The 12,110-nt window shown below is 74.1% G+C and carries 8 protein-coding genes; 4 read left to right on the top strand and 4 right to left on the bottom strand.

Annotated features, from left to right (window positions below; genetic code table 11):
• Window positions 1-7 precede the first annotated feature (7 nt).
• Together ACFYXS_RS27200 and ACFYXS_RS27195 are read left to right on the top strand one after the other, a co-directional pair.
• Complete coding sequence (locus ACFYXS_RS27200; RefSeq protein ID WP_389252716.1) at window positions 8-385, top strand: MerR family transcriptional regulator; 378 nt, start codon at window positions 8-10, stop codon at window positions 383-385.
• A 71-nt stretch (window positions 386-456) separates the two neighbouring features.
• Complete coding sequence (locus tag ACFYXS_RS27195; protein WP_389252714.1) at window positions 457-1,392, top strand: ADP-ribosylglycohydrolase family protein; 936 nt, start codon at window positions 457-459, stop codon at window positions 1,390-1,392.
• A 197-nt stretch (window positions 1,393-1,589) separates the two neighbouring features.
• Here ACFYXS_RS27195 and ACFYXS_RS27190 read toward each other — a convergent pair whose 3' ends face one another.
• On the bottom strand, window positions 1,590-5,309 hold the full coding sequence (locus ACFYXS_RS27190) for a S8 family serine peptidase (RefSeq protein WP_389252712.1): 3,720 nt from the start codon (window positions 5,307-5,309) through the stop codon (window positions 1,590-1,592).
• Between the two features lie 397 nt (window positions 5,310-5,706).
• On the opposite strand from ACFYXS_RS27190, the gene ACFYXS_RS27185 reads away from it, so the two are divergent.
• Window positions 5,707-6,150, top strand: a complete 444-nt coding sequence (locus ACFYXS_RS27185) for a hypothetical protein (RefSeq protein WP_389252710.1) — start codon at window positions 5,707-5,709, stop codon at window positions 6,148-6,150.
• Between the two features lie 33 nt (window positions 6,151-6,183).
• On the opposite strand, the gene ACFYXS_RS27180 is transcribed toward ACFYXS_RS27185, so the two are convergent.
• Window positions 6,184-7,074, bottom strand: a complete 891-nt coding sequence (locus ACFYXS_RS27180; protein ID WP_389252708.1) for an alpha/beta fold hydrolase — start codon at window positions 7,072-7,074, stop codon at window positions 6,184-6,186.
• 180 nt (window positions 7,075-7,254) lie between these two features.
• On the opposite strand from ACFYXS_RS27180, the gene ACFYXS_RS27175 reads away from it, so the two are divergent.
• Window positions 7,255-9,249, top strand: a complete 1,995-nt coding sequence (locus ACFYXS_RS27175; RefSeq protein WP_389252706.1) for a BTAD domain-containing putative transcriptional regulator — start codon at window positions 7,255-7,257, stop codon at window positions 9,247-9,249.
• 66 nt (window positions 9,250-9,315) lie between these two features.
• On the opposite strand, the gene ACFYXS_RS27170 is transcribed toward ACFYXS_RS27175, so the two are convergent.
• Both ACFYXS_RS27170 and poxB read right to left on the bottom strand, forming a co-directional pair.
• Complete coding sequence (locus ACFYXS_RS27170) at window positions 9,316-10,158, bottom strand: phosphotransferase (protein WP_389252704.1); 843 nt, start codon at window positions 10,156-10,158, stop codon at window positions 9,316-9,318.
• A gap of 175 nt (window positions 10,159-10,333) precedes the next feature.
• Window positions 10,334-12,073 (bottom strand): ubiquinone-dependent pyruvate dehydrogenase, encoded by a 1,740-nt coding sequence (poxB, locus tag ACFYXS_RS27165; RefSeq protein WP_389252702.1) that lies wholly within the window; start codon window positions 12,071-12,073, stop codon window positions 10,334-10,336.
• Window positions 12,074-12,110 lie beyond the last annotated feature (37 nt).

The raw sequence follows: 12,110 nt of genomic DNA, 5'->3' as shown, positions 1-12,110 counted from the left end.
GGGCGATGTGAAGATCGGAGACCTGGCCGCGAGGACGGGTGTCGCGCCGCGACTGCTTCGCTACTACGAAGAGGTCGGCATCCTGCACCCGTTCCGGAGCAGCAACGGATACCGCACCTACGGCGAGCCGGCCGTCGACCGGGTGCTGCAGATCCGCGAGCTTCTCGAAGCCGGCCTGACGACGGAGATGATCCGCGAGGTCCTGCCGTGCCTCGACGCCACGAAGGAGGGCACGCAGGCGCCGGACTGCCTGGCGGAGAGGGACCTGGACGGGCTGCGACGCCAGCTCAGCAGCATCGAACGACGCATCGACGTGCTGCAACGCAACCGGCGGGCGATCCGGATGTACCTGCGCGCCTGGGAGGGCGCCGCCGCCGACCGGTAATCCGATTGGCCCGCACGAGGGGCCTGCGACGAGAATGCCGTGGCCGGTCATCGTCGCAAGGAGCGTACGTAATGAGCACTACCCAGCATGCCCACGCGTCCCTGGACGGCCTCGTGCTGGGCGACGCCTTCGGCGACAGCTGGTTCACGCTCTCCCACGAGCCCGTCGAGGAGCAGTGGGCCGCGCGGGAGCTCCGGCCCACGCCGTGGTTGTGGACGGACGACTCCGCGATGGCCTTCGTCCTCTTCGCGCACCTGATGACCCACGGGGAGGTCCGCCCGGACGACCTGGCCCGGGAGTTCGCCGCAGAGTACGACCGGGATCCGGCGCGCAAGTACGGTGCGTCCATGCACGGCGTGCTGCGGCGCATCGGCGAGGGCGAGGACTGGCGGGCGGTCACCACGGCGCAGTTCGGCGGCCAGGGTTCCCACGGCAACGGTGCCGCGATGCGGGTCGCACCGCTGGGCGCGTGGTTCCGGGACGACCTGGCAGCCGCCGCCCGGCAGGCCGGGCTCTCCGCGGCGACCACGCACGCCCACCCGGAGGCGGCAGCGGGCGCCGCGGCCGTGGCGGTCGCCGCCGCGCTGGCAGCCGTCGGCGCGGACCAGGACGCCCCGCCGCGGTCCGCCTTCCTGCGCGAGGTCGCCTCCCACGTGCCGGACAGCGACGTGCGCTCCGGGCTGCTGGTCGCCGCCCACTTCCCCGAGCACACCTCGGTCCGCCACGCGGCGTCCGTGCTGGGCTCCGGGACGCGGATGTCGGCCGGGGACACGGTGCCGTTCGCCCTGTGGGCCGCGGCGGGACACCTGGACGACCTGCCCGAGGCGCTGTGGCAGACCGTCGCCGGATGGGGCGACCGCGACACCACGTGCGCCATCGCCGGCGGCGTCGTCGCCTCCCGTACGGGCACGTCCGGCGTCCCGGCCGCCTGGCTCCGGGCCCGCGAACCCATCCCGGCATGGAGCCGCTGGGCCGCCCCGGCGGCGGCCGGGCACGGCGCCGAGTAGTCCGGGCGCCCACGCGGCTCACGCGGGGGCGCGGGGGCGGGCGCACAACGAGGCGGGCCGGCAGATACGGACGGGGGAGCGCGTATCTGCCGGCCCGCGGTCACGGTACCGCTCGGGGGTGGTCGCCGTACGGGCGTCGGTCAAGTGCGTCTGAATACAGGCGACTTGTCGTGCCGACGCCCGTACGGGCGAGTCCGTCAGCGCAGACCGAAGGCGCGGATCACCGACTGGGTGACGGTGTTCCCGGCCGAGTCGCGGGCGGTGGCCCGCAGGGAGACGAAGCGGGCCTGCTTCGGCGCGGACGGCGCGAAACGGCCGTCGTGGCCGCAGGTCGCCTTCTGCCATGTGTGCCCGTCGTCGTACGAGAACTCCACCGTGACGGGGGCGATCCTGCCCGCGCCCGCGGCACCCGGCAGGTGCGCGGCGGAGACGGTGACGCCGGCGTGGCGGTCGGCGCGGCCGTCCGCGTCGGTGGCGATGCCGTAGTCGAGCTGGATCAGCGGCAGGACCGCGGACTCGTCACCGGTGGGCGCGGCCGAGTTGAACCCCCACTCGGTGTGCGTCGTGCCGGAGTACGGGCTCACCGTGGCGTCCCGGCTGCCGTCCAGCACCAGGCGGTAGGGCAGCCGGCCCGCGCCCGGGGCGTCGGCCGCGACCGTGGTGTAGGAGCCGACGGCCAGGCGGGTGCTGCCCTGGTAGAGGGTGAGGGACTGCCGCATGCGGTCGTAGTCCATGGACATGCCGACGTGGTCCGCACTGCCCCACGCGGGCACGTCGAGGTTGAGCCGGCTCCCGCTGCGCGTGGGCAGCTTGTAGTTGTTGTCGAGGTACGGCCGCGCGACCGGCTTGAACCACTCCTGCGTGTGCGAGCTGCCGGGCCGGTAGGTGGTGCGCGGCTCGATCTCGTAGATCAGGCCGTCGACGTACGCCTCCTGGCCCCAGGAGTTGTCGCCGCCGGTGGAGACCCAGTCGACGCGGCGGCTGTCCATGGGTTCCCTGATCGTCAGGCCGATGCCCCAGTTCGAGTACACGGGCCAGTCGAAGCGCCACTCGCCGCCGCCCAGCGACGGGTCGGGGCTGTCGAAGGTGACGTCGACGCGGGCCAGGTTCTTCGAGCTGCCCTTGACGACCATGTCGGACGGGACACGGTTGTGCCACGTCCACATCAGGTCGTACACGTAGGGGCTGTTGGGCTGGGAGTCCACGGTGAGCACGGTCCCGCGCCCGGTGGCCTGCCGCAGCAGCCGCTCGCCCTCGTCCGTGCTGAGCAGCGCGACGTCGAGGCCGGCGGCCGTGTTCCAGTCGGGGCTGTAGCTGCGGAGCTGGCGGCCGAGCTGGTTGTTGACGACGAGCAGCAGCTTGGCGCCGGCCTTCGCGGCGGCAGCCGCCTGCTCGGCGTCGCCGACCGCGTCGTTGCGGCGCACGACCACCGCCTTGCCGCGCGCGTCGATCTTCGCCCAGTCGGCGGCCGCGCCGTCCCCCGCCGCGACGAGCGGGAGCCGGTAGTGGCCCTTGGGCAGCGGGGTGACGCCGTCCTGCCGCAGGACGTCGGTGAAGGTGCCGCTGGGGGTGGAGACGGCGAGCACCGGCTGCTCCTTGCGCCAGCGGGCGCCGAGGTAGAAGTCGCCGTGCTCGACGTCATGGGTGGTCGGCTGGGCCCAGAGGCTGTCGTAGCTGGTCTGGGTCTCCATGTAGTCGCGCCAAGTGCCGCCACCCATCGCGCGGTTGTACTCCAGGCGCTGGTAGGTCGTCTCGGTCGTCCGCGGGGTCGTCATGTCGACCCGGCGGAGCTTGCGCGCGTCCAGCGTCACGGTCGTGTCGTGGTCCATGACGACCTCGGGGTCGCCCAGCAGCGCCATGCCCAGCGAGTGCGGGCCGTGCACGCCCTCCACGTCCTTGAAGGACAGCACCGAGTACACGTCGTCGGGCAGGAACGTCTCCAGCACGCCGGACTCGTCGACGACCCAGAAGTCGGGACCGAACTCCCCGGACCTGAGCAGTTCGACCACGCCCGACATGGGGTTGCCGTGGGCGTCCTTGAGCAGCACGGTCAGCTTGTGCGCCACGTCGCCGAGGGACACCGCGGTGTGCGCGGCGACGGCCCCGGACGCGTCGGTCGCGAGGACCTGGCCCGACCAGCGGTTGCTGCCCGTGGCCTTGGACGCGTCGATGGTGAGCGTGACCTCGGTGGTGCCGTGCGCCGGGACGACGACCTGGGAGGCCGAGAGCCGGAACAGGCCCGCGGGGGCGTTCGGCGCCTGCACCGACAGGCCGAGGGTGACGGCGGAGTCACCGGTGTTGGTGTACGTCACCGGGCGCTGCACGGCGCCGGTTCCGCCCTGCGCCACCTGCCCGGCGAACGCGGTCGCCGAGGCGAAGACGCCCGCGCGCAGCGCCGCGGGCACGTCCACCCGGCCGCTGCCGGCCTGGAAGGCGTCGTACTGCGGGGTCTGCCGGGAGCTGCTGACCAGGAGGTCCTTGAGCTGGGTGCCGGTGAGGCCGGGCCGCGCGGCGGCGAGCAGGGCCGCGGCCCCGGCGACGTGCGGCGTCGCCATCGAGGTACCGCTCAGCGTCTGGTAGCTGCCCTCGCCCTCGGGGGCGTACTGCGAGCGCGCGGCGAGCACGTCCACGCCGGGGGCGGTGATCTCCGGCTTGAGGCCGCCGTCACCGACCCGCGGGCCCTGGCTGGAGAAGAACGCGACGTTGTCGGCCGAGTCGACGGCGCCCACGGTCAGCGCGGAGTCCGCGGCGCCGGGCGAGCTGATCGTGTTGGGCGCACCGGCGTTGCCGGCGGCGATGACGAAGAGCGCGCCGGTCTGGGCGCTGAGGCGGTTCACCGCCTCGCTCATGGGGTCCGTGCCGTCCGAGGGGGTGTTGCCGCCCAGGCTCATGCTGATGACGTCGGCGTGCTGGTCGACCGCGGCCCACTCCATGCCGGCCAGCACCCAGGAGTCCTGGCCTCCGCCCGCGTTGGACAGCACCTTGCCGATGTGGAGTTCGGCCCCGGGAGCGACGCCTCGCTCCTTGCCGTCGGAGGCCGCTCCGGTGCCGGCGATGGTGGACGCGACGTGGGTGCCGTGACCGTTGCGGTCGGTGACGTCCTCGTCGGGGACGAAGCTCGCGGTGGCGGCTATGCGTCCGCCGAAGTCGGGGTGCTCGGCGTCGATGCCGGTGTCCAGGACGGCGACGTCCACGCCCTGCCCGGTGTTCCCGTCCGCCCAGGCGGTGGGCGCGCCGATCTGGGCGGTGGTGTCGGCGAGGTCCGGCTTCACCACGCCGTCGAGCCAGATGCGGGCGATGCCGGCGCCGAAGGCCGGGACACCACTCTTGGCCGCCGCCCGCGCACCGTTGGCCGGCGCCGCGGTGACGGCCTGCCAGAAGTCGGCCGAGCGGTCGCGGTCCTCGGTGAGTGCGGCGCCCTGCACACTGCTCAGGTCCCTGACCCGGGCCGCGCCGGCCGGCGCGGTGGCCCGCAGTCCCGCGGCGGACGTGGTGTACGAGACGATCAGCGGCAGCCGGTCGCGGTGGGCGTCGTCGTAGCCGTCGGCGACCAGGTCGCTGACGTTGAACAGGCGCCGGTCGAGCGTGCCCGCCGCCACGTAGGGCAGCGCGGCGGAGGGGAAGACGTACAGGTCCCCGCCGGACTCCATGACGCGCGCCTCGGCAGGGCCGCCCGTCGCGGAGCGCACGTCGACGGTGCCGCCCTTGCCGCTGCCGGTGGACTGACGGGTCGTGACCACGTCACCCGTGACGAGCGTGACGGTGTGGGTGCCGGGCGGCACGTTGTTCTGTGCCGGGGTGGTGGCGGAGGAGGGGGTTTCGGGGGAGTCAGAGGACGCGGTGGCGGGATGTGCCAGCGAGAGAACGGCGGCGCCGGCGACGGCGAGCACGCTCCAGCGTCTCGGTGATGATCTCAAGGGACGTTCCTTGCGGTTCTTCCAGGGGGCCGGTAGCCCCGCCGGCTTGTCGAGACCACCCGGGTGGGGAGGCACCGCATCCTGCCGCGGAATCCCCGCTGGGGGAGCGGTCCTTGCGGGGTGATCTTTCCCACGCGCACAACGGCGTCGAACGGGTTTACGGCCGACGAACCCCCGTGGAAATGGGGGGACGTGGGCCGGGAGTGCCGCGTGGGGCGCGGAGGGACCGCCGCCGGCGGGGGCGGGACGGCCGGATCGGCACGTCCCGCGGACACCTCAACCCCCGCCGCTCGCCACTGCGTTCCAGGAGCGGCGGCGGTCCTCGCCGACGTGCTCCCGCGCCGTCTCCGCGGAAACCCGGTGGCCGGGTGGGGCGGCCCCGTGGCCCCGTGTCCCTATGGGGAGTTCGCACACGTCGTTCCGCGGCTACGGCTTCTGGGACCGGGACGCCCAGATCGAAGTGTGGCTGTACCTGCCGGCGCAGGAGGCCGGGGAGGAGCCCGGGCGCCCCGCCTGGCTGGAGGAGGCCCGCCGTGACTGGCTGCTGCAGGCCACCGTCGGGTTCGTCGGCTGCGTCTCGGCGTCCCTCGATGAGCACCTGGGCACCGGCGCGGGCCGCGTACCCGTCGCGCTCGCCCTGTCACGGCGGGCCCGGGACCGGCCGCTGGGCTGGGCACCCGCGATCCCCAGGGACGTCGCGAACTCGTTCCGCACCGGCGGCGGGGGTTCCGTGTTCACGACCGACCTGTCCATCGAGCCGATGATGGCCCGCGCCGACGTGTTCATCGCCCTCCTGCGCGGCGAACTGCGCTCCGACCCGATGTCGACGTGGGCGCTCTGACCCGGCGCGGCCCGTCGTCACGGTGTCACGGTGTCACGCGTGGTCGCGGTCGAGCAGCTCGCGGAGCGCCTTCACGACCTCCCCCGGGGCCTCCTCGGCCATGAAGTGGCCGCAGTCGACGGCCAGATGACGCAGATCGGGCGCCCAGGCACCCCACAGGGCGGCGGCGTCGAACCCCAGGACCGCGCCCCAGTCCTGCTGGAGCACGGTCACCGGCATCTCCAGCCGGCGGCCGGCCTCGCGGTCGGCCCGGTCGTGCGCGACGTCGATCCCGGCCGAGGCGCGGTAGTCCGCGACGATGGAGGGGACGGCCGAGCGCGACGCGCTGAGGTAGGCGGCGCGGACCTCCTCGGGGATCGCGTGCGGGTCACGGGCCCACAGGTCGAGGAAGTGCCCGAAGAACGCGTCCGGAGCGGCCCCGATCATGCGCTCGGGCAGTCCGGGCGGCTGGGCCATGAGGTAGAGGTGGAAACCGACGGCCGCGCTCGTGCCGCGCATCACGTCCCACATGTCGAGGGTGGGCAGCACATCCAGCGAGGCGAGGTGGGTGACGGCCTCCGGGTGGTCGAGACCCGCGCGGAACGCGACGAGCGCCCCGCGGTCGTGCCCGGCGAGGGCGAAGCGCTCGTGCCCCAGGGCGCGGGCGACGGCGACGACGTCGGCGGCCATCGTGCGCTTGGAGTACGCCGTGCCCGCCGCGTTCTCCGCGGGCTTGCCGCTGGCGCCGTAGCCGCGCAGGTCCGGGCAGACGACCGTGTGATCGGCGGCGAGGTCGACGGCCACATGCCGCCACATCAGGTGGGTCTGCGGGAAGCCGTGCAGCAGCACGACCGGCGTGCCCGACCCGCCGACGGCGACGTTGAGCGCGACATCGTCGGCGGCGGGGACGGTCCGGTAGTCGAAGCCGGGGATGACCGGTGTCATGGGAAGTTCCTTCGGGCCGGTGGGGGTGGTGACGACCACGAGCCTGCCGGGCGTGGATCAGCACCTGGTCAGCACCGGTGGCACCCGTCAGCACCGGCCGGCACCAGTGGCACGAAGCCGGGCCCTGGGCGCCGCCCGTCCGGCGCGTACCGTGGCGGCAGGACGTTCGGAGAGGTGGCGATGGAACGGGTCGCGTTCGGCGTGCTGGGACCTGTGGTCGCCGAGAGCGGCGCCGGCCCCCTCGCCCTGAAGGGGCCGCGGCACCGGGCCGTGCTGGCACGCCTGGTCGTCGCCCGCCGGCGAGTCGTCCCGGTCGCGCGTCTCGTCGAGGACCTGTGGGCGGATCCGCCGCCCGGTGCCGTGGGAGCCGTCCAGACGTTCGTCGGTGCCCTGCGCCGCGCCCTGGAGCCGGACCGCCCGCGGCGCGCCCCATCCCGCCTGCTGGTCACCGAAGGGCCGGGGTACGCACTGCGCCCGGAGCCCGGGGCCGTGGACGCCTGGCGTTTCGAAGCGGACCTCGCCGCGGCGGCCGAGTGGCCCGCGGAGCGGGCACTGCCCCGGCTGGAGGACGCCCTCGGGCTGTGGCGGGGCCCCGCCTACGCCGAGTTCGCCGATGAGGACTGGGCCCGGGCGGAGCGCGCCCGCCTCGGCGAACTGCGGCTGCAGGCGGAGGAGCGGCGTGCCGGTGTGCTGCTGACCCTCGGCCGGGCCGCGGAGGCCGTGCCCGGGCTGGAGGTGCTGCTGTCCGGCCACCCCTTGCGCGAGGAGGCACGGCGGCTGCTGGCGCTCGCCCTGTACCGGCAGGGCCGGCAGGGCGACGCCCTGGCGGCCCTGCGCGAGGCCCGCTCCGTTCTCGCCGACCGCCTGGGCGTCGACCCCGGCCCGGCGCTGCGGCGCCTGGAGGCGGACGTCCTCGCGCAAGCGCCCGGCCTCGACCTGCCCGCCGAGCCCGCCGCCACGGCGGCCCGGCTGTGGACGCGGGCTACGGCCGCCTACGACCGCACCGTCGCCGGCGGCGCCCGGGCCCGGCTGGAGGCGACCGTGGGCCTGATCAGGAACCTCGCGGTCACCGGGGGCGGCGGACTGGAGGAGGCCCAGCGGCACCGCCTGGAGGCGGTCACGGCGGCCGAGGAGTTCGGCGACCCCGAACTGACCGCACGCGTCATCGGCGCGTACGACGTCCCCGCGATCTGGACCCGCAGCGACGACCCCACGCGCGCCCGGCGTATCGTCGCCGCCGCCGAGCGGGCCCTCGCGGCCCTGCCGGCCTCCGGCGGCTCCCAGGACGCGGCGCGTTGCCGCCTGCTGGCCACGATCGCCCTGGAGACGCGCGGCATCCGCACACCGCGCGGCCCGGAGGCCGCCCGGGATGCCGAGGCCATCGCACGCCGCCTGGACGATCCCGCGCTCCTGGCGTTCGCGCTCGACGCCGTCTTCATGCAGTCCTGCACCCGCGCCGGCCTGGCACCGCGCCGCGACGCGATCGGCGCCGAACTCGTCGAACTCGCCGCCCGGCACGGGCTGGTGACCTACGAAGTGCTCGGCCACCTGATCCGCGTCCAGGCCCGCTCGGCCCTCGCCGACTTCGCGGCGGCCGACCGGCACGCCGCCGCCACGGACGCGCTCGCCGAACGCCACGAACTGCCGCTGGCCGGTGTGTTCACCCAGTGGTACCGAGCGATGCGACTCGCCGCCCATGGTCGCCCCGGCCAGGCCGCGACCGCGTACCGTGCGGCCGCGGCGCGCCTGCACGGCGCGGGCATGCCGGGCCTCGAACGCGGTCTGCTCCCGCTCGCGCTCCTGTCCCTCCGGCTGACCTCCGAGGAGCCGCTGTCCACCGCTCCGGTCGCCATCGACCGCGGCCTCGACTGGGGCCCGTTCCGCCCCTGGACCGAGCCCTTCGCCCTGCTCGCGGACGGCCGCCCCGCGGAGGCCCGCGCCGCTCTCCGCGCCCTCCCCGAACCGCCGCCCGACCTGCTCTACGAGGCGTGTTGCGTCCTGGAGGCCCACGTCGCGCTCCGTCTCGGCGACCGCGCCGCTCTCCGGCGCGCCCACGACCGCCTGCTCCCCGCCGCCGGCGAACTGGCCGCCGGCGGCGGCCTCTTCACCCTCGGCCCGGTCTCCGACCACCTCGGAGGCATGGCCGACGCACTGCGTACGCCGGGCGGGATGTGACGCCCGGACCTCGAGCCGCCCATGAGCAGGTTCCGGGCCCGCCGTGCGACGGGCCTGATCGGGGAGTCAGCCCAGTCCGCAGCGATCGAGTGCGGCACGAACCCGGTGGAGCCCCTCCACCCTCCAGCTGTCCCGGTCGGGCATGTGGTCGTCCCGGCGCCAGCGCCAGGCCGAGAACATCGCCCAGTTGAGGGCGCGGCATCGGTCGATCAGACCGTGGTCGGCCCCCGCGTAGTGCGTTCCCACTTCTTCGGGCGCATGGGCGAGATCGAACTCGACCGGCCCGCGGCAGCACGTGGCGAGGTCGACGAAGAGCGGCCCCCTCGTCGTGTTGAGGACGTTGCCCGGATGGGCCTCGCCGTGCAGCAGCTGGTCGCGGGCATCCTCGACGCCGATCGCGACGCCCAGTCCACTGAGGGTGCCGCTGAGGAGTTGCCGGTCGGAATCGGGCAACTCGGGGGACTTTTCCCGGTCGTTCACTTCTCTGAGCGCCGCGGCCACCCGATCGGTGACATGCGGTGCCTGCAGAGCGATCCGGCGCAGGGCGGCATGGTGCCGCAGGAGGACGTCCGCGTAGTCGGCCGGCGCGATCGGAGATTCCACGGGTTCGTAGTAGGTCCAGAGCGAGATGGCGAAGCCGTCGCGCACATGGACCCGGGGGTCGACCCGAGGGTCGAGCCCGGCGACCGGAGCGTCGACGTCGGCGAGACGCCCAGCAACCGCCACTTCGAACTCGGAATCGGCCAGATGCCCCGACGGTGCGACCCGGGCCAGAACATCGCAAGGGGCCAGACGCAGCGCGACACGGTCCGAGTTGTGGACGACGACCGCATCATCGACCCGAAGGCCCGACTCCGAAGCGGTCGCCCTTCCCGCCTCGACGGCGCGGCGGAGTTCCGATGGCTCCATTTCGGTGGCTCCTCCTGCTCGTAGCGGCGGCGCGCCGGATGGCCGGTGAGGTCGGCGACCTCACCCGTCTCGGGCACATGGTGAGCAGCCTGACACGATCGGTGCCATCGGCGCGCGGCCCTTTCGCACGGCCGCTGTCGATCACCCGGAGTCCGGACGCGAGAACCGGGCCGGTCTAGCCGATCTTGAGTTCGCGCAGGTTGGTCTTGGCCAGTTCCACGATCTCGTCGGCGCGGCCGGACAGGATGGTGCGGGTCGCGAAGAGCGTGAACCCCTTGAGTTGTTCGAGGGTGATCTTCGGCGGCATGGACAGCTCGTGGCGGGCCGTGCGCGCGTCGATCACGGCGGGGCCGTCGTGGGCGAAGGCCGCCGTCAGGGCGTCGCCGAGCTGGTCGGCGCGGTCGACGCGGGCGCCGAAGAGGCCCGCCGCGCGGGCGACGTCGGCGAGGTTGACGTGGTCGAGTCCGGTGCCGTAGTTCACAAAACCGGCGGCCTTCATCTCCAGCTCCACGAAGGCGAGGGCGCTGTTGTTGAAGACGACGGCCTTCACCGGCAGGTTCAGCTGGCGCAGGGTGATCAGCTCGCCGAGGAGCATCGTCAGACCGCCGTCGCCGCAGAAGGCGACGACCTGCCGGCCCGGATGGGACGCCTGGATGCCGATGGCGTGCGGGAGGGCGTTGGCCATCGAGCCGTGGTTGAACGAGCCGACGAGCCGGCGCTGCCCGTTCATCGTCAGGTAGCGGGCCGCCCAGACCGTGGGGGTGCCGACGTCCGCGGTGAAGACCGCGTCGGGGTCCGCGATCCGGTCGATGGCGGCCGCGACGTGCTGCGGGTGCATGGGCCCGTCGGATGTGCCGCCCTCGGCGAGGTGGCCGAGGTGGGCGCGTACGCCACGGTAGTGGCCGGTCATCCGGTCGGCGAAGGAACGGTCGCCCCGGGGCCGGAGCAGCGGCAGCAGGGCCGCGGCGGTGTCCTTGACGGTGCCGACGAGGGGCACGTCCACCTCGGTGCGCCGCCCGATGTGCTCGCCGCGCACGTCGACCTGGACGACCGGCACGTCGGCGCCCGGGTAGAACTGCCGGTACGGGAAGTCGGTGCCGAGCATGAGCAGTGCGTCGCAGTGCTCCATCGCGCGGTAGCCGGAGCTGTAGCCGATGAGGCCGGTCAGCCCGACGTTGTAGGGGTTGTCGTACTCCAGGTACTCCTTGCCGCGCAGCGAGTGCACCATGGGCGCCTTGAGGGCGTCGGCCAGCGCGACCGCCTCGTCGTGGGCGTCGCGGCAGCCCGCGCCGCCCAGGATCGCCGGGCGTTCGGCCGCGTTGAGCACCTCGGCGGCGCGTGCCAGGGCCGCGTCGTCCGGCCGTACGTGCGAGTGCGTGCCGGTCACGGGGCGCGGGGCGCCGGGCTCGGAGGCGGCGGCGAGGAAGAGCTCACCGGAGACGACCAGCACCGCGACGCCTTCGCGCTCCAGCGCCGTGCGCATCGCGATGCGCAGCAGCCGCGGCACCTGCTCGGGCGTCGACGCCATCTCGCAGTAGACGCTGCACTCGCGGAACAGGTCCTGCGGGTGGGTCTCCTGGAAGTACTCGCCGCCGATCTCGACGCGCGGGATCTGCGCGGCGATCGCCAGCACCGGGACGCGGCTGCGCTGCGCGTCGAACAGTCCGTTGATCAGGTGCAGATTGCCCGGGCCGCAGCTACCGGCCGCGACCGCGAGCAGGCCGGTGACGCCCGCCTCGCCGGCGGCGGCGAAGGCGGCGGCCTCCTCGTGGCGCACGTGGGCCCAGTCGACGGAGTTGTTGCGGCGCAGGGCGTCGGTGAAGCCGTTGAGGGAGTCCCCCGGCAGGCCGTAGACGCGCCGCACCCCGGAGGCCGCCAGGGTGGCGACCATGACGTCCGCGACGGTGGTACCCATGCCGGTCCTCCAAGGGGGTGGGTCGGCGGACGTCGGA

Origin of the sequence: Streptomyces sp. NPDC002574 (assembly GCF_042889545.1) — a bacterium.
Taxonomy (GTDB): domain Bacteria; phylum Actinomycetota; class Actinomycetes; order Streptomycetales; family Streptomycetaceae; genus Actinacidiphila.
Note: the sequence above shows the minus strand (reverse complement) of the source record. Positions and strands in the feature narration are given on the sequence as shown.